We start from the raw sequence: 24,398 nt of genomic DNA, 5'->3' as shown, positions 1-24,398 counted from the left end.
AAGCCTGTATCGGGAAGCAGACTTAATCCATACGATTCCGATAGTCTTCGTAGGTGAACTGGCGCAGCACTTCCAATTCATTGTCGGTATGCAACAGGGCTATCGACGGATGGCTGATGCCATTGAACATACAGGTCTTGACTGTGGTATAATGCAGCATATCCTCAAAGATAACATTCTCGCCTACTTGCAGTTCATGGTCAAACTGCCACATTCCCATAAAATCGCCCGACAGACAACTGTTTCCTCCGATACGATAAACATGAGGAAGGGATGCGTCGGCATCCATGGGCAAGGAATGAGCTCCACGTATTTCAGGTTGGTAAGGCATCTCGAGACAGTCGGGCATATGGCAGGTAAAGCTGACATTGACAATAGCTGTACGAATGCCCTTATTCTCAACCACATCTACCACTTGTGACACCAATGGTCCTGTCTGCCAACCGAAAGCGCTACCCGGCTCAAGTATGACATGAAGATGGGGATAGCGGGCATGGAAGCCTTGAAGCAAACGTATAAGCCTGTCGACATCATAGTCGGCGCGGGTCATAAGATGGCCACCACCGAAGTTAAGCCACTCAATCTGCGGGAACCACTTGGCGAATTTCTCCTCGATATGCACCAAGGTGCGCTCAAAGACATCAGGTCCGCTCTCACAATGGCAATGACAATGGAAGCCACGGATATCGGACGGAAGAGTGGCAGGAAGTGCATCGGCCATAACACCAAACCGGGTGCCTGGCGCACAAGGATTATAGAGGGCAGTACCCACCTCGGAATACTCGGGGTTGACACGAAGTCCCATCTGGATGGTAGAGTCTATCTCCCTGACCCGCTCATGATAACGGGAGTACTGAGAAAGAGAATTGAAGGTAAGATGGCTGGAGCAACGGGCGATATCATCAATTTCATAATCGGTATATGCAGGCGAATAAGTATGCGCGCGCGCGCCGAACTCATGAAAAGCCAGCATAGCTTCGCCCAAAGAACTGGCTGTAGTCGAAGAGATATATTCACGGAATATAGGGAAAGTCTTCCATAGAGCGTAGGCTTTGAACGCCAATATAATCTCCACGTCGGCTTCGGAAGCCACACGCTGTATCAGCGCCAGATTTCTACGCAGTCTCTCTTCCTCCAGAATGTACATTGGGCGATGGATTTCGCCATATGTCAGTCTATTTACCTTCATCACTGTCTTAACCTAAGTCTATATTTTGGTGCAAAGATAATTTTTTATTTGATTATAATTGCAGATTTAATGGTTTTTTCATACATTTGCATCGTAAAAACGAATGCAGATGAAACTAGTCATAATGACCAAGTCCACTTTTTTTGTGGAAGAAGACAAAATACTAGCCAGCCTCTTTGATGAAGGTATGGACAATTTGCACCTTTTCAAGCCAGGTTCATCGCCCATGTATTCTGAGCGTCTGCTCACATTACTCCCTAAAGATTTTTATAAGAAGATAACCGTCCACGAGCATTATTATTTGAATAATGAGTACCGTCTGGGCGGTATACATATAGACAACCCTGCCGACATTGCCCCCAAAGGTTTCAAGGGTCAGCTGGGGCGTACATGTTCAGACCTGAGCATGTTGCGACAGATGAAGAAGGAAAGCAACTACGTCTTTCTGAAGAATGTCTTCGACTGTATGGAATTCCCGGAAGAGAAATCCAACTTCAATCTTAATCAATTGGAGGATGCGGCCAAAGCCGGGTTGATAGACAAGAAAGTATATGCCTTGGGAGGAATGAGTCTGGAAAGGATTCGCATTGCCAAAGCCTTAGGTTTCGGCGGTGTAGTGATATGCGGAGACCTGTGGAACAGATTTGACATACACAACCAGATTGATTTCAAAGAGCTGATTGGTCACTTTCAGCGTTTACGCAAAGCAACGAACTGATAAAAACCACTTGTATAATTAAAATAACGCATAAAAATGAGTGAGAAAAACTCTTTTTTGGTGTTCTCGGGAACAAACACGAGATACCTTGCAGAAAAAATCTGCGCAAGTCTGAATTGCCAGTTGGGTAACCTTATCATTACCAAATTCTCTGACGGCGAGTTTGCTGTATCGTACGAAGAGTCTATCCGTGGTCGTGATGTATTCCTGGTGCAGAGTACATTCCCCAACTCTGACAATCTGATGGAGTTGTTGTTGATGATAGACGCAGCCAAGCGCGCATCGGCAAGACACATCAATGCGGTAATTCCCTACTTCGGATGGGCACGTCAGGACCGCAAAGACAAGCCACGCGTAAGCATTGGCGCCAAACTTGTGGCCGACCTGCTGAGTTGTGCCGGTGTAGACCGCGTCATAACAATGGATTTGCACGCCGACCAGATTCAAGGATTCTTCGACGTACCCGTAGACCACCTCTACGCATCTGGCGTCATCCTCCCCTACCTGCAGAGCTTGAAACTCAAGGACATGGTTATCGCCTCTCCCGACGTAGGTGGCTCAAAGCGCGCCAACTCGTATGCCAAATATCTGGGCTGTCCACTGGTGCTGTGCAACAAGACCCGCGCAAGAGCCAATGTGGTAGAAAGCATGCAAATTATCGGTGATGTGAAAGACAAGAATGTTATCATCGTTGACGATATGGTTGACACCGCTGGTACCATTACCAAGGCTGCCAACATCATGAAGGAAGCCGGCGCAGCCAGCGTGAGAGCCTGTGCTTCACACTGCGTAATGAGCGGCCCCGCCAGCGACCGCGTACAGCAGTCCGAACTGGAAGAGATTGTATTTACAGACTCTATCCCCTACACCAACCGCTGCTCCAAGGTAAAGCAGTTGTCTGTAGCTGATATGTTTGCAGAGACCATACGTCGTGTGGTTGAAAACGAAAGCATCTCTTCACAGTATCTGTTATAATGAAGATAACTTATAAGACACTACTTATTGGAGTGGCAATCGTCTTGTTTATGGGCGGTTGTCACTCCAATGCGTCTAAGGCCCCTGTCGAAAGCAGTGTAGCGAAAGACACGATAGCCAACGTACAACTCTATGACCTGCAGCGCAACACCACCAACCTCTATGACGAGATAAGCAAGAACAAACTTACCGTAATAGACTTCTGGGCATCCTGGTGTGGTCCTTGCCGTATGGAGGCGCCCAACCTGATAGAGATATACAACGACTATAAGGACAAGGGGCTGGGATTTGTCGGCATCTCGCTTGACGGCGAATACAAGAAGTGGACGGAAGGCATCGAACAGTTGCAATTGCCTTGGCCGCAATACTCGGACCTCAGACAATGGGATGACACTCTGGCAAGAATGTATAACATTGAAAGTATTCCACACACTATCATCGTCAACAGCAAAGGCGAGATTCTGGCCCAAGGACTGAGAGGCGACGAGTTGAGACGCTTTATCGACACCCAACTATAAAACGCGGAGTATGGCTGTATCCATGATAATAGCCATAACGCAAAATATACAAAGAGAAAAGGAGACATTCACCACATTCGGCGATTGTCTCCTTTTCTCTTTGTTGTCCAGTACGTGCTATTTGATAATTTCGGCTATGGCTTTAGCCATCTCGGCCGCACCTTTGGCTGATGGATGTACGCCATCGCTCAACATAAACTCCGGCTTAGAAGTCATACGCTCGCGAATGTCTATAATCTCACACTTGTTCTTCTTGGCCAACTTGCGGATAATGGGGATAATCTCGTTTTCAATCACCGTATTATTGATGTCATTCGGATTGACCATCTTGTTGGAAGCAACCAAGGGAAGCATCAGATAAATCTTAGGAGAAGAAGGCAGACGCTTCAGACTGTCTATCATCTGCTGCATATCATGGGCATACTCCTTTCCATATTGCCAGTTATGGGCTTTGGAATCATTGGTACCCAACTTAATGATGGCAATATTGGGATTGAAATCAAGAGCCTCACGCCATGCCTGCTCCTTCATATAAGGATGGTCACCCTTGTTGAGCATGGTACGGGCGCCGACGCCATAATTCTCCACATGATAGCCTTCGCCAAGCAAATTCTGCATTTGGGCAGGATAGCCAAACTGAGAGCGCATATCAATACCCGAACCGTCGGTGATGCTATTACCGATACAAGCTACTCGGACGGCATCGCGGCGATGACTGGGCAACTGGTTGAGCCATGAGGTAAGATTGCCAAGCATCTCATCGTGATACTTGAACTTGGAATTAAATCCAAACCCATGTCCACCAGAGGGATAAATATAAAGTGCGCATTTGCCACCCTTGGAACGCATGGCAGAATAATAAGCCACGGCATTGGTCACAGGAGGAACGCTCACATCGTCATTGGCCAACAAGAGAATGGCGGGCGGGGTAAGATGACGCTGCACATGGAGCTGATTGCTGAATTCCTTGACGAGCTCTGGATTATGCCATTCCTTTCCCAACAGGTTTTTAGCCGAACCGGCATGACCTTTCTTCTCGTCCATCGAGATGACGGGATAGAAAAGGATGGAGAAATTGGGACGATGGGCGAAATCGGCATGGGTAGAGATAGTCGAAGCAAGATGTCCGCCAGCCGAAGAACCCATAATTCCGACATCATAGGGATTGACATGCCATACATCAGCACTATCGCGCACCATCTTCATGGCAGCCATAGCATCGCCGATGGGAAGCTGGCGGTTACCATGTGGCAAACGATACTTCAACACAAAGCAGGCTATTCCCTGCTGATTGAAATACTCTGCCCAGTCGGTGCCTTCATGCTGCATAGCCACAATCCAGTAGGCTCCACCAGGGCAGACTACCACGGCACGACCGGTGGCCTTCTCAGCAGAAGGAAGGAAACAACTGAGGGTGGCCTTGCCATCCTCGCTCACCGGCACTACAAACGAACGGCTCGTAGATTGAGCCTTGACCATTATCGCACATAAAGCGATGAGAATGAATAAATAAACTCTTTTCATTGTTTTGTTAGATTATCTTTTTATTCTTAATTTTCATGGATATTACGCTCCTCGCCCACACCCTAATAACGATGCCCAAGCGGAAGATGCCGCCAAAGGCAATTGGGCACAAGGCGCCAGAAAAACACCAAAAGGCGATAACGCCAATCGATAACCACCACATGGCGCCGACGGTATATGCTGCGGACGATGTGGCGGGCCACCACTTCAGGCTTCATCTTCATGGGAAAGCCAGAACCGGCAATGAGCGCAGTGTCAACAAAACCAGGACGGATGTCAGTAAACCGAATGGGGAGTCGCTGGGAATAAGCCAACTGCTCCAAAGCCTGGATATAGGTATTCTGAAAGGCTTTGGTCGCACTGTAGGAAGGCGCCGGAGCAAGTCCTTTCACACCAGCTATCGAAGAGATAATGGCAATATGCCCTCCCCCATGCGTTTTCATATACTGAAAGGCAACATTGACAAGCCGGCAAAATCCCACCGCATTGGTATTGACGGTATTCATCTCTATCTGCGACTCCAAATCAAGGTTCTGCGAGCCGATACCAGCCGCATGGAAGTACAGGTCGACACCACCGAGGCGGTCTATAAGTGCCAAAAGACGGTCAGGCGCATCAGGCATGGTGACATCGCACAGCGCATAGTCAACACGGTCATCAGCCATTTCGCGAAGAGAGACAAGAGGCTGTTCTCTACGCGCCATAAGCCCCACTTGCCATCCATCACGGATAAGACGGCATGCCACTTCACGGCCAATACCCGATGAAGCTCCTACTATTATTGCCTTTTTCATCGTAACAAAATTACGAAAAATAGATGGAAAACAGAGAAAAACTGCAGATTATTTGTTTTTTCACGCGATTTCTACTATTTTTGCATTATATTTATATATTATAATAGGTATATCACACATAAATATGAATAGTTTTATAAAACAAGTATTGGCTACGGTAGTGGGCATTATGCTTTTCTTCCTCATTACCGGCGTTATTGCCACTATGAGCTTGGTGGGAATGATTGCATCAAGCGAAGCGACAAAGAATGTAAAGGAAAACTCTGTCCTGGTCATCAATCTCTCTGGCGTGATGAAAGAACGCAGCCAAGATAATGTCCTCAACAAGCTGACAAGAAATGCCACCAGCAATCCTGGTCTGGAGAACACCTTAGCCGCCATTAAGAAAGCCAAAGACAACAAAGATGTCAAAGGCATTTATCTGGAAGCCGGCTTGTTCAGCACCGACTTTGCCTCGCTCCAGGAACTTCGACAGGCTCTGGCCGATTTCCGCAAAAGCGGTAAGTGGATTGTTGCTTATGGCGAAACCTATACACAAGGTACATATTATCTGGCATCGGTTGCCAACAAAGTATATCTCAATCCCCAAGGCAGTCTGGACTGGCATGGCATCGCTGCAGAGCCTATGTTTGTCAAAGATCTGCTTGCCAAGTTTGGCGTCAAGATGCAGGTGGTAAAGGTAGGCAAATACAAGAGTGCCACAGAAATGTACACCGAAGACAAGATGAGCGACGCCAACCGCGAACAAGTCAAGAGATATATCGATGGTCTCTGGGGCAATATGTGCAAGGCGGTGTCAACGAGCAGAAGTATAAGCGTGGACAAGCTCAATGAATACGCAGACAACATGTTGCTCTTTGATGACCAGAAAACACTGATTAACCGCAAGCTCATCGACGGCCTGCTCTATACTGACCAAGTGAAGGGCGTAGTCAAGAGCATGCTGAAGATAGACAGCGACGAGTCTATCAACCAGATTTCCGTTGCGGATATGGGCAATGTCAAGGAATCTTCTACCGATGGAGAAGAGATTGCCGTTTATTATGCCTACGGCAACATTGTCAACACCCCACTTGAGGCATCAGGAGGCCTGTTGGGCAACGACGACTACATCGTAGCCACCGACGTGTGCAAAGACCTGCAGAAACTTGCCGACGACGAAGATGTCAAAGCCGTTGTATTGCGCATCAACTCTGGCGGCGGAAGTGCTTATGCCTCTGAGCAGATGTGGCACCAGATAGAGATGCTCAAGAAGAAAAAACCAGTGGTAGTATCTATGGGTGGAATGGCCGCATCGGGTGGCTACTACATGAGCTGCAACGCCAACTGGATTGTGGCTGAGCCGACCACACTCACCGGAAGTATCGGAATCTTCGGCGTCATCCCAGACCGAAGCCAACTGCTCACACAGAAGTTGGGCATAAAGTTTGACGAGGTAAAGACCAACAAGAACTCTACATTCGGCAGCAGCGCCCGCCCGATGAATGCAGACGAGCAGGCCATACTGCAGAGTTATATCAATCGCGGCTATTCCCTCTTCCTCAAACGCGTAGCGGACGGCAGAAAGATGAAGGTCGAGCAAGTGAATGAGATTGCACAGGGCCATGTCTATCTCGGTCAGGATGCAATAGGTCTGAAACTGGTAGACGAATTGGGCGGAATAGACCAAGCCATTGCCAAAGCTGCAAAGCTCGCCAAACTGGACCAATACTATACAAGCAGCTATCCCGGCGAGCCCGACTTCCTTGCGGCTCTGCTTACCGACGTACAGGAAGGCAACTATCTTGACGAGCAGATGCGTGCTGGACTTGGCGAATACTATGAGCCATTCAAGCTCCTCAAGAGCCTGAACAAGATAGATGTCATCCAAGCCCGCATGCCCTTTTACATGAATCTGAGATAACAATGAGAACCGAAGGAGATTTTATCAAAATCAACGAATGGCTTTCACCGCTAAGCTGGCTCTACGGCTTAGGGGTGAAATTCCGCAATCTGCTGTTTGATACCGGCGTATTGAAATCACAGTCGTTTAACACGCCGGTTATCTCCGTAGGCAATATCACCGTAGGCGGTTCCGGTAAGACACCACATGTGGAATACTTGATACGTCTGCTGCAAGACTACGTGCCCGTCACCGTATTGTCACGTGGATACAAGCGCAAGACCAAAGGCTACCAACTGGCCAACGCCCACTCTACCATGAGTGACATCGGCGACGAACCGTATCAGATGAAGATGAAGTTTGACTCTATACACATTGCTGTAGATGCCAAACGCACACGAGGAATAGCACATATCATCAACGACAAGGAGACACGCGACACCGGAGCCATCCTCCTTGACGATGCCTACCAGCACCGCTATGTGAAGCCGGGCATCAACATTCTGTTGGTCGACTACCACCGACTCATCATCTACGACCGTCTGCTTCCTGCAGGCCGACTCAGAGAGCCAGCCACCGAGAAGAAGAGAGCAGACATCGTGATTGTCACCAAATGTCCGAAGGACCTGAAGCCAATGGAATACAGGGTGCTGACCAAGGTTATGAATCTGTTCCCATTCCAGGAACTCTACTTCACCACCATCGACTATGACAACCTGAAGGGAATATACAACGGCAAAAGCCTAAGCCTGAAGGAGATAGCCAACAAGAAGATTGTCTTGCTCACAGGCATTGCATCTCCCAAACAGATTGTCACAGACCTGTCTCCGCTCTGCAACAGCATAATCCCTATTACCTTCGGCGACCACCACGCCTTCACAGACAAGGATATCGAGTATATCAACCAGTGCTATCAGGAGGTAGACGGCGACAAGGTGATTGTAACCACCGAGAAGGATGCAACCCGCCTGACAGAGATAGAGGGACTCAGCGAGGAAATCAAGTCGAATATCTATGTACTCCCTATCCATGTCACTTTTATGCTCGGACAAGGAGAGAAATTCAACCATAAGATTCTGAGTTACGTACGCAAGAGCTCCCGTAATGCCAAGTTGCTCAAGGCCAAAAACGAGCAGCCTGCCAAAAACAGCAGCAAGCCCGTCAACAAGCCACGGACCATAAGTTTTAAGAACAATTGATTCGCGTACGCAATGCCACTTCCCGGCACAGGACTACTATAACTAATGATTAAACGTTCATAAACAATAATGACTGATATTTCAAAACTGGGTGAGTTTGGACTTATCGACAGACTCACCAAAGACATCAAGCCCAAAAACGATTCAACAATCTACGGTGTAGGCGACGACTGCGCCGTACTCAATTATCCCGACACCAGAGTACTGACCACAACAGACATGCTGATGGAAGGCGTCCATTTTGACCTGACCTACATTACCATGCAGCAGTTAGGCTACAAGGCTGCCATGGTCAACCTCAGCGATGTCTTTGCCATGAATGGCAGTCCGCGACAGCTGCTGGTCAGTCTGGCAGTAGACAAGCGTTTCGATGTAGAAAGCATCGACGACTTCTACACCGGCCTCAGACAAGCCTGCGACAAGTGGAATGTAGATATAATAGGTGGAGACACCACCTCTTCGCGCACCGGTCTTGCCATAAGCATCACTTGCATCGGCGAAGCACAGGAAAAGGACATCGTCTATCGCAACGGGGCTTCAGAGACCGACATCATCTGCGTGAGTGGTGACCTGGGGGCCGCCTATATGGGTTTGCAGCTGCTTGAGCGCGAGAAGAACATCTTCTACGAGCAATACGATGCTCTGTCACAGAAGGTAAAGAAAGCCGAAAAGAGCGGTGACAAAGATGCACTAAAAGCCCTCAGCAGCGAGGAAGAGGCACTGCGCATGTATCAGCCCGATTTCGCCGGCAAAGAATACATCATTGACCGACAGTTGCGCCCCGAAGCCCGCGGTGACATCATAGCCCAACTGCACGAAGCCAACATACACCCCACAGCTATGATGGATATCTCCGACGGACTAAGCAGCGAGATACTGCACATCTGCAATCAGAGCCATTGCGGGTGTCGTATCTATGAGAACAAGATACCTATCGACTACCAGACTGCTGTCATGGCTGAAGAACTGAATATGAACGTGACGACCTGCGCACTTAATGGTGGTGAAGACTACGAACTGTTGTTCACTGTTCCCATTGGCGACCACGAGAAGCTGAATGGAATGGACAACATCAAGCAGATAGGCTACATTACTAAAGAAAGCCTGGGAAAAATGCTCATTACAAGAGATGGAAATGAGTTTGAACTTACAGCCCAGGGGTGGAACCCGCTTAAACATTAATTCACATTTAAGCCCTATAATGCCGTTTTTCACACCACAACTGTTAACAAAGTGAAATTCGGCATTATTTTCTTAGGCATTATGCTTGTAGTTCCAGAAAATGTTGTACCTTTGCACACGCAAACAAGAAACAACGATGGTGCCATAGCTCAGTTGGTAGAGCAAAGGACTGAAAATCCTTGTGTCCCCGGTTCGATTCCTGGTGGTACCACGAAAGAAAGCAGTTAAGTTTTACTTAACTGCTTTCTTCTTTTTTCCCGTTACCAGACTCACCATATATTATAGTGCCACACTTAGTGTCTTCATAAGAAAGGAGCACACACTACCAGCCCAGGAGTATTTGACCCCAGGAGGCCGTTTGGACTTTGCCTTTTTCTAGAATTAAGACTGGGCATGCAGATGGTAGCCCGCTTGTCTGGCGCAGTCATTGCTATCAGTCAGGAGTTCATCCCTACCGACTTTCTAAGCCCCTTCAGTGCCGCCGTGACCATCATTGGCGGCTCGTATCGGACGATACTCACATCCGCATCGAACGCCACGCACATCCGTACCGTCCGATACGTGCATCCGTTTCGGACGGTACGCGTCGGCCAAGTCACCGACCATGCCTCCAGAACAGCTCATCCTAACACTGTTGGTCGAATACATGAAATGCGTCACTTATGAACTCGAAGTCACTATCCCTCTCTACAGAAACCAAAAAAGGGATAAGCCATTCTGTTACGGCCTATCCCTTGGATATAATCATCATCCTTGATGCTATTCTGTCTTCAATTGCGCGTCCTTGTTGCTACGATACTTGGCAAAGTACTGGTCGATTACGGCACGTTCCTCGGGAGTGACCGTACCCAGACGACGCATGATGCCATAATAACAGTTGCGCACCTGCTCACTTATCTGCTGACGGCTGTGTGTGCCAATAGAGTCACCCTGATAGGGACGATATATGCTCTCCAGCCTGGCCGCGATAACCTGCTTGACACTATCAACATTGCAGCCCGATGGCACGACGGCAGACAGCGTATCGACTTCGGCTACCTGCTTGGCGGTATCTGCCGCTACCGTGTCGGGCAAGATATAGGAGGTGGCCTCTTCGGGCGTTTCATCCGAACCGAAGCTGATGCCACTCTGGGCGATATAGACGATAGCCCCCACTATCACTGCGGCACCTGCCACCAACGCTGCCCACTTGAGACCTCGAGAGAAATCTACCGACGGACGACTGTCAAGGGCCGTTGCCACGTCTTCGGCATACATATATCTGTCTGTTCTGCCCAGACTGCAACACTTGGCAATAACCGGCGCAAAGTTGTCGGGCAATGTCATCTGCCGCAACACCAGTCCCAATGAGTAGATGTCCGACCGGGTGTCTACCGCCACGGTCTCGTCTTTCTGCTCAGGAGCCTGAAAACGGGTAGATGTAAACGGGGCCTGAATTTCATCGGCAAACGGAGGACGCAGGTCTAACAGTTTGACATTGTCGCCCTGCTTCGTAATAAGGATGTTCGACGGCTTCAGATTGCGGTGGACCATAAAGCGCTGATGGATGCTCTGTAGTGCATCTATCAGTTGTCGCGCCACCCGCTCTTGTTCCTCTTCCGTATGTTGTTCTGCCAAATAATCGGTTATGGAGCGCCCTTCTATATACTCTTCCACGATGCACCGCCCCAAACGGGCGTCATCTATCAGTTCATAATAGACGGGAAGATAGGTACTGTGCAACTTGGCCACAGCCTCATACTCTTTCTTGAGCAAGGCTACATACTGGCGGCGCTCGACATATTCCTCCTTTAAGGTCTTGGCAATATATGTTTTGTCATCTATGGTAAAACGAAGTAAACGGAAGATTCCCTTTGAGGGTATCTCTACATATTTTATATTAGATAAATCAAATTTGCTCATGCTACCAAATTCTAAATACGTTATCTATGGCTACAAATTTACGAAATGTTTTAGAGATAAGCCCCATTTTGTTTTGTATTTTTTTATATTATTCCTAATTTTGCCGTATGATATTCTATTTTTCAGGCACAGGCAATACAAAATGGGCCGCAAAGCATGTTGCAGCACGCTTAAACGAAGAGTTGAAGTTCATCCCCGATGAACTTTCTACCGACATGACCTACACCGTCAATCCGGGTGAAAGCATAGGTTTTATCATTCCTGTCCACGGATGGCGTCCGCCGCTATTGGTGCGACGCTTCCTATCCCAATGCCAGTTCATTCATACCGACAAAGTATATACCTATATTATATATACAGCTGGCGACAGCATCGGCAAGGCTGTCGAGATATTCGAAAACGACCTGAAGCATCACGGGCTGACTGTCGATGCCGCACTCTCGCTCATCATGCCCGAATCGTATGTGGGTCTGCCATTCATGGATGTAGATAAGGTAGAAAAAGAAAAGGCCAAGAAACAGAAAGCAGCCGAAGAGTTGGAAGTCTTTGTCAGCGATGTCATCCTCCCCAAGAAGCAGGACATACGGAAAGTCATCAAAGGTCCCGTGCCGTCATTCTTCAGTGGGCCTATAGGCAGTTTCTTTGTCAATCGCCTGATAACCGACAAGCGTTTCCACGTAGAAGCAGACCGTTGCCTACAGTGCGGAATGTGTGCATCCGTATGCCCGGTCAATGATATCGAAGGCGGAAAAGGCAAGATGCCCTCATGGAAACACAATGGCCAATGTCTTACCTGTTTCTCCTGCTATCACCACTGCCCTACCCACGCTATCGAATTTGGTCGGCAGACACAGAAAAAGGGACAATACTATTACGACAAGAACAAGTAAGTCAGAGGTATTTCTTGAATGAAATGCCAATGCGCCTGGGAATAAGAAACATGATGTCTACGGGTGCCAACGGCAAGAACCCGAGACAATGGCGCATGGCCATCCATGCCGTCTCGATGCTTTTGCGCAGACTGGCTGTCTTGTTCTCACGGCCATACTTGCCGAAAGTACCACCAGCCATTACCTCACGCATAATCTGCCGCCCCCACCGGCTGTCGGCCTTTGTGAGCGTGAATGGAAAACTGTCGCGCGGTAACCCTATGCTGTCGACCATCAATGCGCCGACAGCCCTGAAGCCACGATAATAACCCATCTGCCGGAGGCGGGCGGCAAGTAGGTCTACATCATAATTACCCTTATTCCTATCCAGCATCAGGGCCAAATCGCAGATTTGCCGCAAGCCTACCCCTTCGACCAGCAGATGGTTGAACAGGTGTTTGAAAACAACCAGAATATCCATTACTGCCGACAACGTATGGACATCGACATCATTTATCGGCAATGTATGGGGCGATGTTGCCTCGTCGGCTATCCATCGGTCAAAACGATGCTGATGACCGGCAAAGCCAAAGGTCTCTATACGATGATGAAGTTCGAAGCGGGTCTTCTGATACGAGAATTCTGCATGCTTGTCCAACTGGTCGTCCACCACTGGAACGTTCAACTTGTCTGCCATCAAGCGTTTGGCTGAATCATAATGAGACAGAGGCACATAGAAATCAATGTCGCCCGTACTGCGCAGACTGACCTGAGGATAATAGCGTGCTGCAATTTGACCCTTGAAAACCAGATAAGGTATCTGCGCCTCTGAGAGGATTTGGCCTATCATTGCCACATGAGCATCTCTGGTGGCAGCGTGGCGCTTATGCCCCATGAGGATAGACATAATCTCCATCGCCCCCTCGTCATTGGTACGCACATTATTGGAAAGCAAGGCCTGAGCTACGAGTGCCGACACGGCCTGTTGCCGCGAAGCCCGAAAAACGGGGCTCAGCAGTTCTTCATCATAAGAGACCGGCAGTTCTTCGTTATGCCACAGAGCACTTCGCACAAGCCTCAACAGTTCTTTATGTATCAGTTTTTCTTCCATACGCGGTCTTATCTTTTGAGAAATGCCATAAACTGTGGCAGTTTCCACATCATCTTCATCACCTTCATAACTTTTCCCGACAAGTGAAACGACTGGTAGATGGCCGTATCTTCACGCCACATCTGGCGCCGGCGCGAACTGTCGGTCGACAATCCGCCCATATCCATCTTTACGATATAGCGACGAAGATAAACCGTATGAATACGATTGACATAAAGATTGCGGAACAACCAATCGGTATCAGCAGCAATCTGATAATGTTCGTTGTAGGCACCATAGCGGGCAAAAACATCGCTACGCACATAACAAGTGGGATGCAACGGCAGCCACCCCGCGCGCAACTTCCACCGCCTATTGGTTCCGCTTATCCAGTTGCGTATCACTCTGTCGCCTCTGACAAACAAGCCATCACCATAAACCATATCGGCAGCCGAGACGGCCATCGCCTCGGCCACTTGCGAAATGACAGTGCTGTCATAGAGTACATCATCTGAATGGACCAGTCCTATGACATCGCCCGTAGCCAGGCGCAACCCTTTGTTAATGGCCTCGTACATGCCGTGGTCGGGCTCGCTAATCAGGTGGGAAATATGGTCTCTATACCGGTTGATGACATCGAGTGTACCATCGGTAGAGCCTCCATCGACCACGATATACTCGATGTCGGCATAATCCTGACGGATTACGCTCTCTATCGCCCTGCCTATAGTGTGGACGCGATTGAGACAAGTGGTTAAGATGGTAACTTTCATCCTGACGACTATGGATAGGTTTATACTTTCAATTTGGATATGGATATGCGCTTGATTTCTTCCTCAATGGCTTTGGGGTCATTGCCGCAACGCTTCTTGACCTCATAGACTTTGGCATCGGCAAGAGTACGATACCACCATCCTTGCAGAAAATGCCAGAGAAATCCCTCCTTGCCATCGAGGAAACCCAATCGGAAGAAATAACGATAAACAAACAGGGCAAAAGCACGCCAGAACAATGGGAGACGGGCGTATTTGAGTTTCTTGGCACGCACACCGGCTGAATGGGTGCCAATATTAAGAATCTGTTGGGGGCTATGCTTCTGACACTCTATGGTCAGCAGTTCGATGGCTTCGCGCGTGGCATACCAGTTATGCTTGGCCGTCCACTCGGTAAGCGTCATCAGGCTGGCATTGTAGAAGGGATATGTCATATCGGCCGTCGTACCCTCCGTGAGATAGATATGTTCGTCCATCAGCTTGTCCTCTATTCTCGCCTTGCCATACCTGAACAGACGCAACAGTACCAACGGAATGATGCCATGATTGATTTCACGGCCCATGAAATTATAGAGACATCTCAGGGTATAGCCATTGACTCCCGAAGGGGTGGCAGGCAATCGGCGTTCTATCTCGTCTATCAGTTTGTCAGTGAGATATTCGTCGGCATCCAATCGCAAAACCCACTCAGTGGTAATAGGAAGATTGTCCAACGCCCATTGAAACTGCTTGGCATGTGACTGAAACTCATGCCTCACGGCTACAGCTCCCATCTCCGTGGCCAGTTCTACCGTGCGGTCGGCGCTATAACTGTCAACAACATACACCGTACGGGCAAACTTCTGGGCATTCTGCATTACCCTTGCGATATGCCGCTCTTCGTTGAGCGTAAGGATGATTACGGATATATCTTGCATAGAGTCAGCTGTTTAATACACGTTTCTTGATAAATCGGGCAGGATTGCCACCTACTACGGTCCATGCCTCGACATCTCTGAACACACAGGCCCGAGCTCCCACTACGGCACCCTCGCCAATGGTCACCCCTTTACCGATAAAACACCCCGCAGCCACCCACACAGAGTGTTCTATCCTGATGGGGGCGGTTATCAATGGATTGGTCGATTGGCTAATGTCATGGGATGCGGTAAAGAGTTGGCTTCCCTGGGATATCACGACATTGTCGGCGATGGTCACCACATCCTTATTATATATCTCGACACGAGGGGCCAGACAGCTGTGGTCTCCGACCTGCAGATTCCATGGTGCCCAGATTTTGCACGATGGATAGATGTCGGCCGTACACGACACGCGCGCACCAAAAAGCCTCAACAGCCAAATGCGCAACAGATTGAAGCAAGGCAAAGCCAAGCATCTGAACAAAGTCATATTGACCAAACGCCACAGAAGCTGTTTCTTGTGGTGGGGCTTAACCTCATTGTAATGTGAGAGATCTACATGCTTTATTTCTTCCATCTTCTTCATTGATTATCTTTCTCAATATACCCGTAACGGTAGGCCAAATCCGGATATTGCATCATCTTATAGATATAATAGATACAAGCAAAATAGAGAACAAACTGGAATCTCATCGAAGATATGGGCGAGAACAGGCTATCCCATATCAATCCGATTAGGCTGCTGGTCAGCACAAAACTGAATATGCTCTGGCGACGCAAGGCAATGACGCCACATCGGATGAAGAATGCAATAATCAGGACAGACAGCAGCATGGCCAAGACACCATTGTATACGCCATAACCCACTATGACCGAATGGGTAGGTATGACATCTATATTCAGCTTGCGCTTATCTATGCGGGCGCCCTGTATCTCCAGCAACATCGTATTATAATACATACCTGGGTCGCGCGCCCATGCGCCCCATCCCACCCAAGGAGAGTCGGCAAAGGCATTGAGTCCTACGAAGGGCTCGGTGCGTCCTATCTTGAGCAACTCCAGCACATTGTATGGATTGTCCATCTTGGCTATCTGCGTGTGAGCATTGCCTCCATATATCTTGCCCGACAACACGCTGTCGACATACATCTTGTAGGAATAGGCACCAACAGCAAGGACCAAAGCGGCTCCCACAAATACCTTCTTCTTGTTCCACCTTATGCGCTCGTACAGAAACAGGGGTATCAAGCCACTGACAAGGAGTATAAGTCCATTGCCTCGCGCACCGAGCACAATGGAAATCGCTCCGAGGACGATAAACACGATTGACGCCTTAAGGTTTTTGAATCCCAACCAAACCGACAGCAGGACAGCAGCGCTGTTGATGAGTGGGCTTATCTTGAACTTGAAATAAGCCATGGCTATTCCCTCGCCAGACTTGACATCCTGAAAATCAACATCCATCTCTCCAAGTCCGAAGAAATCGTTGACTCTGAAAAACAAGATATTAGCTATCAACGTGCCCACCAGGAAGAAGACTATGTTGGACCTATTCTTGAAAAACAAGCCCAAGACAAACAAGAACTTCAGATAACACATCGCCGTGACGGCCACTCCCCTGGCAGCATTCTGCAAAGAGTTGTCCACAAGTGTCTCGCTGACAATCTGGACAACCAACAAGGCTGCGAAACACTTGGAGAGTCTCATTATCTCGGCATCATGCTGGAAGACACCTAATCCGCGGTTCTTCATCACATAAAGCCAGAAATAGAAAATCACAAAGATATCAAAGGCAGAGACGTTTCCAACGAATTCAAAACGAATCTGGTCGAGTATACAGAGGATGACTATGGAAACAAAATTCATCATCTCCCACCCTCCTTGTTATGGTTAAACCTGTCGGCAATCATTGCAAACAGCCTGCTACGCTCTTGCCTGTTGACACAGACCAACATAAAAAGCGCGGGGACCACCAGGGCAATAGCCAACACAACGGCTACAAGCCCAAGGAGCGAGTCGCCGACATACAGATGGATGACGCTGACAATGACATAAGACGCTGCTGTCAGCACAACTGCCCCCGTCAGTACCTTAGTGATATAATCGCGATAGCTCACACCCACCATCCGATGCAAGAAGAAGACGCGCACCATCTGGGTCATTCCAAAGACTATCGCCAAAACCAAATAGGCGCTTTGCGGAGCTGCTCCCATATACAACACTATCAGGACAACGGGAATCACCAAAAGCAGGGTTATGGCCTCTGCCACCTGATAGCGCTTCACGGTGCCTGTGGCTTGGATAGCAGTGTTGACTGGCGCGGCAAGTGCATTGACCAGTGTGGCCCAAAGCATCATCTGCAGCAAGGCCGAAGTGGTGGCGGGCACCTCCACCAACCATATTCCAAGCAGATAGTCGGGCATAATCAGAAATGGCAATGAAACCATCAGCATGATACCCACCGAGAGTTTGGAACTGTAATAGACCAGCTGGGCCATCGCTCCACGGTTCTCTTCTGCATAATACTTGGTAATCTGAGGCTTGGCAGCCATCATAAAGTTTGCACCAAAAGTGGAAAGTGAAGCATTGACCTGCTGGACGAGCGCATTGGCCGCATTGACGACAGGGCCGAAAAACAGATTGAAGAGTATGGGGATGCCCTGGGTATGCGCCACATAAGCAAAGGCTCCTGTGAGCGACCAACCGGAAAATCCCAACATCTCGACGAGCAGAGACTTATCCCTCGGCTCACGCGTCATCAATATAGAGAAATGCTTCTTGCAGAAATACCCGTAATACACGCGCACCCCGACCTGTATCAGACATAGCAATACGGCATAGGCTACGAGGCGGTCGCCGCCCCAAGCCAACAGGACAAAAGCCGTCGCAAGGACGGCTAACGACTGCACCACAGAGATATACGCAAAGACGACCATACGCTCGTATGAGATGATGAGCGCATTGTAAGGCAGGCTCAACACGTCGATGACAGCGGCAACTATCGTAAGTTGGCAGACAATATTGGCTGCCAACAATCTGCTCTCGGGGATATAAAGCACATAATTGACAAAAACGACACCGACAATCTCGCCCAACGCAAATATCAATAACGCCAGCAAAGCAAAGATATACCTGCTGGTAGCAAACACACGGCGAAGCATCATGTCATCGCCCTTGCCCATATAAAAGTTGAGGAAACGCTGAGCGGCATTGACCAAAGAAGCATTGATGAAGACAAAGAATGTCACAACGCCTCCCACAACGCTGTAAATGCCATAGTCGACCACGCCCAAGGCTTCAAGAAAGAGTCGGCTGGAATATATCCCCACCGCAATAGTCAAAAACATACGCGCGCTCAATGCGAGTGTATTCTTAGCTATTCGTTGGTTGTTATGTAGGGTTGACTCAGTCATAATCAAGGCATGTTCATGCTTGTGCGACACAAGACAGGCGCTTACATAGATTGCTTGCACAATCCCAACCCCATCTATCTGTCGGCTATCGCATACAAAGGTACAATTTATAAATGACAAAAAATCACATTTCCTTGATTTTTCATAGTCTTTTCGTTAACTATTTAAGTTTAATTTTATAACTTTGCCCTCAAACAAAGGACTACAATGGATAAAAGTACACTCAGAATAGTATTTATGGGTACTCCCGAATTTGCAGTAGAGTCATTGCAGACATTGGTAGAGGGAGGATATAATGTGGTAGCAGTAGTAACCCAGCCCGACAAGCCTGTAGGCCGTCATCAAGACACGCTACAGGCTTCGCCAGTTAAAAGATATGCATTGGAACACAGCATCCCCGTGCTCCAACCGGTCAAAATGAAAGACGAGTCATTCATCGAACAGCTTCGCAGTTTCAACGCCGACATCCAGGCTGTCGTTGCCTTCCGCATGCTGCCCGAAGTGGTATGGGGGATGCCCAGATTTGGCACCTTCAACGTGCATGCTGCCCTCTTGCCGCAATACCGCGGCGCAGCCCCTATCAACTGGGCGGTAATCAATGGAGAGACTCTGACCGGTGTAACAACTTTCTTCTTGGACAAGGACATTGATACAGGTAGAATCATCGACAAGAAGACCTTTGACATACCTGATGATGCTGACGTTGAATATGTCTATGACGGCCTGATGCGTCTTGGTGCCCAACTGTGCAAAGAGACGATAGACAAGGTCATCGAGTGTGACGGAGACGTGCCCTCCGTTGCCCAAGAAGACAACGACTGTCTGAAACCGGCACCCAAGATATTCAAAGAAACATGTGAGATAAATTGGAATCAACCAGCCAAGCAAGTATATGACTTCATCCGAGGACTGTCGCCCTATCCAGGAGCATGGTCATCGTTGGAGCAATCGGTTGAGGCGTCAGCCAAGAACAAACTGGTGCTCAAAGTATTCAAGACAGCGAAGACAGGAAGAAGTACTGGACAAAAGGCGGGAACAATCATGGTCGAAGGCAAACAGATGTTCATCGCCTGCGCCGACGAATGGCTGGAGATTATCAACCTGCAGATTTCCGGCAAGAAGCGTATGAATGCAAACGATTTTCTTAACGGCATGCGTACCATCGAGGACTATCATTGTACAAAGTAAAATAATTATGAAACAAGCAGAAGATATAAAGAATGCAGTTGAGGTGCTGCGCCGTGGAGGTGTAATACTCTATCCTACGGATACCGTGTGGGGCATAGGCTGCGACGCCACCAATGCAGAAGCGGTGGCCAAGGTGTATAAAATCAAGCAACGTGACGACTCCAAGGCCATGATATGCCTTGTCGACTCAGACGCCCGATTGCAACGCTATGTACGTGAAGTGCCGGCTGTGGCATGGGACCTGTTTGAACTGGCAGACAAGCCTACCACCGTAATCCTTGACGGTGCTGTGAACCTGGCTCCCAATCTTATAGCCGAAGACGGTTCCATCGCTATGCGCATCACTCGCGAAGAGTTTTCCAAAGAACTGTGCTTCCGTTTCCAGAAGGCCTTGGTAAGCACCAGCGCCAACATAAGCGGACAGCCAGCCGCCGCAAACTATTGCGACATATCACAAGAGATACTCGACGCCGTCGATTATGTTTGCTTCTCACGCCGACAAGAGCACAAGCCTCATACACCTTCGAGCATCATCAAACTCGCATTGGACGGAGAGGTTAAAATCATAAGAAAATAAGCAATCACGGACGATGACAAACGTAGCTACAGAATCAGACAAAACGATAATATCCAAGTTGGTAAAGTGGAACAAACAGCACTTATCCGATAGACAGAGCACATTGATTCTGTCATTCTTTATCGGTCTCTTTGCTGCCATCGCCGCTTTTATCCTGCATAGTATAATCAAGGAAATCCAGCACTTGCTTACCACTGGATTTACAATTACCAGCTACAACTGGCTATACTTGCTTTTCCCTGTCATAGGTATATACCTTACCTCGCTGTTTATCAAGTACATCGTCAAAGACAATATCTCTCACGGTATCACGCGTGTACTCTACGCCATATCGACCAAGAACAGCCACCTGAAGTCACACAACTGCTGGTCATCGGTGGTGGCGTCGGCTATCACCATCGGCTTTGGCGGTTCGGTAGGAGCCGAGGCGCCTATTGTACTTACCGGTTCTGCCATCGGCAGCAATCTTGGACAGATGTTCCATCTTGAGAAAAAGAACCTTATCCTTCTCGTCGGATGTGGCGCAGCTGCTGCCATTGCCGGAATCTTCAAGGCCCCTATTGCCGGGCTGGTTTTCACTCTTGAAGTATTGATGGTTGACTTGTCTATGGCGTCGTTGCTGCCAATCCTCACCTCATGCGTAACCGCCACTTGCTTCTCCTATATTTTTATGGGAGGCAGTGCCCTCTTCAATTTCCATCTTGACAGCATGTGGGGACTGGACCGCGTTCCCTCCGACATACTCCTTGGCATGTTCTGCGGACTGATAAGTCTCTACTTTATGCGTACAATGACCGCATGCGAGAATTGCTTTGCCCAACTTGCCAAACGGCCATACCTGAGATTGCTTGCTGGTGGAATGGTGCTAAGTCCGCTCATCTTCCTTTTCCCATCACTCTATGGAGAAGGATACAGCGCCATCAACACACTGCTTAACGGAAGTACACCCGAAGAGTGGAATCACGTCATGGACAACTCTCTCTTCTATGGACATGGCGACCTGCTGGTCGTTTATGTCGGATTGGTATTGCTGACCAAAGTCTTTGCCACATCAGCCACCAATGGCGGTGGCGGCTGCGGTGGTACCTTTGCGCCATCCCTGTTTATCGGCGGATTCAGCGGCTTCTTCTTTGCGCGAATATGGAACATGTATCAACTGGGCCCCTACGCTCCCGAGAAGAACTTCACGCTATTGGGTATGGCAGGAGTGATGGCAGGAGTGATGCACGCCCCGCTTACGGGAATATTCCTTATCGCCGAACTTACCGGTGGCTACCAGCTCTTCATGCCACTTATCATTGTGAGTGTAGTTTCCACCCTTACCATCAGCATCTTTGAGCCACACAGCATCTATGCCATGCGATTGGCACGACAGGGAAAACTGCTCACCCACCATACCGACAAATCAATCCTTACCCTGATGAGGCTTGACAGTCTTATCGAACGCGAGTACACATCCGTCACGCCCGACATGCCACTCAGCAAACTGGTGAGAGCATACAGCGACAGCCATACCAGTTTCCTTCCCGTGTTGGACAAAGGCGGAACCCTACTGGGAGAAGTCAACATGACACGCAACCGACATATCATCTTCAGAACAGAGCTGTACAATCGGTTCAGAGTAGAGCAACTTATGTCCGACTGTCCTGCCAAGATTGGCGAAAACGACCCAATGGACGAGGCCATGCATAAATTTGAAAACACCAATGCCCAGTATCTCCCTGTAGTCGATGTCAATAACCGTCTGGTAGGCTACATCGACCGCACGCGAATGTATTCGCTATATCGCAAAATGGTTGCAGACTTCTCGGCAGAATAAGAAACCAAAGATATACAAAATCTTCCCATTCCTCAACATCATCATAGGGTCTTTTACGATAAAAGGCCCTATTTTTATACCTATTTATAATATATAGGGCAATAACGGAAAAATAATTACAAAGTCTGGCCGATAATAATTACTTTATTGCTAACTTTGCAGAGTTTTACGTTTAATCAAAAAAGAGAATGTTAAGGTTTAGAAAAATTACATTGGTCACCACCATGTTGGCCCTGGTGCTCCACGCCTTTGCACAGGGGCCCAACAACAGTGGAACTTACTACCAGGCTGCCACTGGTAAGAAAGGTGCCGCACTGAAAACAGCACTCTACTCCATTATCAGCAATCACAGAACCATAAGCTACGATGGTTTGCTGAGCTACTATGAAAAGACCGACAAACGTGCCGACGGGAAACTGTGGGACATGTACTCTTGTACCACCAACTACACTTTCAGAGACAATGCCGGAGGGTACAAGAAAGAAGGCGACTGCTGGAACCGTGAACACTCGGTACCACAAAGTTGGTTCAGCAAAGCCTCGCCTATGAAATCAGACATTGTCCATGTGGTTCCCACCGATGGTTATGTCAACAATCGAAGAGGCAACCTTCCCTTTGGTGAAACCCAAAAGCCAACTTACAGTTCAAACGGCGGTTTCTGTAAAGTAGGTCCTTGCTCTACCGAAGGCTATTCGGGTACTGTATTCGAGCCAAACGACGAATACAAAGGCGACTTTGCACGTATCTATTTCTATATGGCCACTTGCTACGAAAACAAGATTTCGTCATGGTCCAACACTGCGGTATTTGCCGGCAACAAATACCCTGCCTACAAGTCATGGTTTATCAAGATGCTACTGCGCTGGGCGAAGCAAGATCCCGTAAGCAAGAAAGAGATAGACCGCAACAATGCCGTGTATGGCTGCCAGCAAAACCGCAATCCCTTCGTCGATTATCCTGGACTGGAGGAATATATCTGGGGCGGAAAGCAGAATGTCGCTTTCAGCTATGACAACTATGACAACAGCACCGATCCTGGTACTGACCCAGACCCCAACCCCGATCCTGACCCCAATCCTGACCCGGACCCAGATCCCAACCCGGACCCAGATCCCAATCCGGACCCAGACCCCAATCCGGACCCAGACCCCAATCCTAATGGCGTTGTCTTTACGTTAGTCAAGTCTGAGACAGAGATTAATGCCGGTTCGTATTATATCTTGGTATTCCCAGGCAACGACAAGGTAAAATCATGCGCACTGTCAGACCTTACCGATGGCAAGAACTTCTATACTTCTGCCGACGTAACTATCGGATCCGACGAGACCATCACAACTACCGTAGACGAAAAGGGCAAGCCCCACCAGCTGCTTCTTGGCGGAACCAAGGGCGCCTACACCATCTACGACGTCATGGGCAAAGTATATCTTTCACAGACCAGCAATGACAATAAGCTCTACACCGCTACTACAGCATCCGACAACAAGACGAAATGGTCTATCAGCGTAGAGGCCGGTTACAGCCATATCACCAATAACAACTGGACCTCACGCGAGATACAGTTCAATGCCAACAGTCCACGCTTCGCCTGCTACACAGGCAGCCAGAAAGACCTGATGCTCTACCGCCGCACAGTGACCGACGGCATTGACACACCCGCCACGTGGCAACCTACAAGAGTAACGGTATACTCTATCACAGGTATTGCCGTGCGCCGCAATGTCGAGCGTTCGGTAGCACTTACAGGTTTGCCCAAAGGCATCTACATACTCAATGGCAAGAAAGTTGTAGTCAACTGACACGCAGCCTATCATAAAAATAGCCCGAGTTGAGATTTCAACCCGGGCTATTTTTATGTTGGATGTTGTCAATACGATGACAACCCTT

The 24,398-nt window shown here is 48.6% G+C and carries 21 protein-coding genes and 1 tRNA gene; 12 read left to right on the top strand and 10 right to left on the bottom strand.

Features of this window, described 5'->3' with window-relative positions:
* Positions 1–22: 22 nt before the first annotated feature.
* Positions 23–1,189, bottom strand: coding sequence for a carboxynorspermidine decarboxylase (gene nspC, locus CIK92_RS08450; protein WP_094388786.1), 1,167 nt, complete (start codon positions 1,187–1,189; stop codon positions 23–25).
* A 109-nt stretch (positions 1,190–1,298) separates the two neighbouring features.
* On the opposite strand from nspC, the gene CIK92_RS08445 reads away from it, so the two are divergent.
* From CIK92_RS08445 to CIK92_RS08435, 3 genes are read left to right on the top strand one after another with little or no spacing between them, the layout of a single operon-like run.
* Entirely contained in the window at positions 1,299–1,907 is a 609-nt protein-coding gene (locus CIK92_RS08445) for a thiamine-phosphate pyrophosphorylase (RefSeq protein ID WP_022310161.1), read from the top strand.
* 36 nt (positions 1,908–1,943) lie between these two features.
* On the top strand, positions 1,944–2,882 hold the full coding sequence (locus CIK92_RS08440; RefSeq protein WP_022310162.1) for a ribose-phosphate pyrophosphokinase: 939 nt from the start codon (positions 1,944–1,946) through the stop codon (positions 2,880–2,882).
* Positions 2,882–3,400 carry a TlpA disulfide reductase family protein gene (locus CIK92_RS08435; RefSeq protein ID WP_254046030.1) on the top strand — a complete coding sequence of 173 codons (519 nt, stop codon included), beginning with the start codon at positions 2,882–2,884 and terminating at the stop codon, positions 3,398–3,400. The genes CIK92_RS08440 and CIK92_RS08435 overlap by 1 nt, the downstream gene beginning before the upstream one ends.
* A gap of 117 nt (positions 3,401–3,517) precedes the next feature.
* Here the strand turns inward: CIK92_RS08435 and axeA1 are convergent, their stop codons facing one another.
* Together axeA1 and CIK92_RS08425 are read right to left on the bottom strand one after the other, a co-directional pair.
* Complete coding sequence (gene axeA1, locus CIK92_RS08430; RefSeq protein WP_254046029.1) at positions 3,518–4,879, bottom strand: acetylxylan esterase AxeA1; 1,362 nt, start codon at positions 4,877–4,879, stop codon at positions 3,518–3,520.
* Between the two features lie 107 nt (positions 4,880–4,986).
* Entirely contained in the window at positions 4,987–5,718 is a 732-nt protein-coding gene (locus CIK92_RS08425) for an SDR family oxidoreductase (protein ID WP_094388783.1), read from the bottom strand.
* A gap of 124 nt (positions 5,719–5,842) precedes the next feature.
* Between CIK92_RS08425 and sppA the strand changes: the two genes are divergently transcribed.
* From sppA to CIK92_RS08405, 4 genes are all read left to right on the top strand, one after another.
* Positions 5,843–7,621 carry a signal peptide peptidase SppA gene (gene sppA / locus CIK92_RS08420; RefSeq protein ID WP_094388782.1) on the top strand — a complete coding sequence of 593 codons (1,779 nt, stop codon included), beginning with the start codon at positions 5,843–5,845 and terminating at the stop codon, positions 7,619–7,621.
* A gap of 2 nt (positions 7,622–7,623) precedes the next feature.
* Positions 7,624–8,799 carry a tetraacyldisaccharide 4'-kinase gene (gene lpxK, locus CIK92_RS08415; protein ID WP_094388781.1) on the top strand — a complete coding sequence of 392 codons (1,176 nt, stop codon included), beginning with the start codon at positions 7,624–7,626 and terminating at the stop codon, positions 8,797–8,799.
* 69 nt (positions 8,800–8,868) lie between these two features.
* Positions 8,869–9,981, top strand: coding sequence for a thiamine-phosphate kinase (gene thiL / locus CIK92_RS08410; RefSeq protein ID WP_094388780.1), 1,113 nt, complete (start codon positions 8,869–8,871; stop codon positions 9,979–9,981).
* A 138-nt stretch (positions 9,982–10,119) separates the two neighbouring features.
* Positions 10,120–10,192 (top strand) — tRNA-Phe (locus CIK92_RS08405).
* Positions 10,193–10,740: 548 nt separating this feature from the next.
* Here the strand turns inward: CIK92_RS08405 and CIK92_RS08400 are convergent.
* A complete protein-coding gene (locus CIK92_RS08400) occupies positions 10,741–11,883 on the bottom strand; it encodes a protein kinase (RefSeq protein ID WP_022310169.1) in 1,143 nt (380 codons plus the stop codon).
* Positions 11,884–11,990: 107 nt separating this feature from the next.
* On the opposite strand from CIK92_RS08400, the gene CIK92_RS08395 reads away from it, so the two are divergent.
* Positions 11,991–12,773: an EFR1 family ferrodoxin gene (locus CIK92_RS08395; protein ID WP_094386944.1), complete on the top strand. Its 783-nt coding sequence runs from the start codon at positions 11,991–11,993 to the stop codon at positions 12,771–12,773.
* A 1-nt stretch (position 12,774) separates the two neighbouring features.
* Here CIK92_RS08395 and CIK92_RS08390 read toward each other — a convergent pair whose 3' ends face one another.
* The 6 genes from CIK92_RS08390 to CIK92_RS08365 are packed head-to-tail and all read right to left on the bottom strand — an operon-like array spanning position 12,775 to position 18,861.
* Entirely contained in the window at positions 12,775–13,863 is a 1,089-nt protein-coding gene (locus CIK92_RS08390; protein ID WP_094388779.1) for a nucleotidyltransferase family protein, read from the bottom strand.
* Positions 13,864–13,871: 8 nt separating this feature from the next.
* The gene (locus tag CIK92_RS08385; RefSeq protein WP_094386942.1) at positions 13,872–14,615 is read right to left on the bottom strand and encodes a glycosyltransferase family 2 protein; all 744 of its coding nucleotides are present in this window, start codon (positions 14,613–14,615) and stop codon (positions 13,872–13,874) included.
* A 20-nt stretch (positions 14,616–14,635) separates the two neighbouring features.
* Positions 14,636–15,532 (bottom strand): glycosyltransferase family 2 protein, encoded by an 897-nt coding sequence (locus CIK92_RS08380; RefSeq protein WP_094388778.1) that lies wholly within the window; start codon positions 15,530–15,532, stop codon positions 14,636–14,638.
* A gap of 4 nt (positions 15,533–15,536) precedes the next feature.
* On the bottom strand, positions 15,537–16,091 hold the full coding sequence (locus tag CIK92_RS08375) for a putative colanic acid biosynthesis acetyltransferase (RefSeq protein ID WP_094387012.1): 555 nt from the start codon (positions 16,089–16,091) through the stop codon (positions 15,537–15,539).
* A 5-nt stretch (positions 16,092–16,096) separates the two neighbouring features.
* Positions 16,097–17,383 (bottom strand): hypothetical protein, encoded by a 1,287-nt coding sequence (locus tag CIK92_RS08370; protein WP_022310175.1) that lies wholly within the window; start codon positions 17,381–17,383, stop codon positions 16,097–16,099.
* Positions 17,380–18,861, bottom strand: a complete 1,482-nt coding sequence (locus CIK92_RS08365) for an MATE family efflux transporter (protein WP_158214765.1) — start codon at positions 18,859–18,861, stop codon at positions 17,380–17,382. The genes CIK92_RS08370 and CIK92_RS08365 overlap by 4 nt, the downstream gene beginning before the upstream one ends.
* Positions 18,862–19,134: 273 nt before the next feature.
* Between CIK92_RS08365 and fmt the strand changes: the two genes are divergently transcribed.
* The 4 genes from fmt to CIK92_RS08345 all read left to right on the top strand — a co-directional run bounded on the left by fmt (position 19,135) and on the right by CIK92_RS08345 (position 24,310).
* On the top strand, positions 19,135–20,115 hold the full coding sequence (gene fmt, locus CIK92_RS08360; RefSeq protein WP_094388776.1) for a methionyl-tRNA formyltransferase: 981 nt from the start codon (positions 19,135–19,137) through the stop codon (positions 20,113–20,115).
* Between the two features lie 7 nt (positions 20,116–20,122).
* On the top strand, positions 20,123–20,692 hold the full coding sequence (locus CIK92_RS08355) for an L-threonylcarbamoyladenylate synthase (RefSeq protein ID WP_022310178.1): 570 nt from the start codon (positions 20,123–20,125) through the stop codon (positions 20,690–20,692).
* Positions 20,693–20,705: 13 nt separating this feature from the next.
* Entirely contained in the window at positions 20,706–22,511 is a 1,806-nt protein-coding gene (locus CIK92_RS08350; RefSeq protein ID WP_022310179.1) for a chloride channel protein, read from the top strand.
* Between the two features lie 188 nt (positions 22,512–22,699).
* Complete coding sequence (locus CIK92_RS08345) at positions 22,700–24,310, top strand: endonuclease (protein ID WP_094388775.1); 1,611 nt, start codon at positions 22,700–22,702, stop codon at positions 24,308–24,310.
* Positions 24,311–24,398 lie beyond the last annotated feature (88 nt).

The organism is Prevotella sp. P4-67, assembly GCF_002251325.1.
In the GTDB taxonomy this organism is placed as follows: Bacteria; Bacteroidota; Bacteroidia; order Bacteroidales; family Bacteroidaceae; genus Prevotella.
The sequence above is the reverse complement of the archived record's forward strand: the minus strand, read 5'-3'. Positions and strand labels throughout refer to the sequence as shown.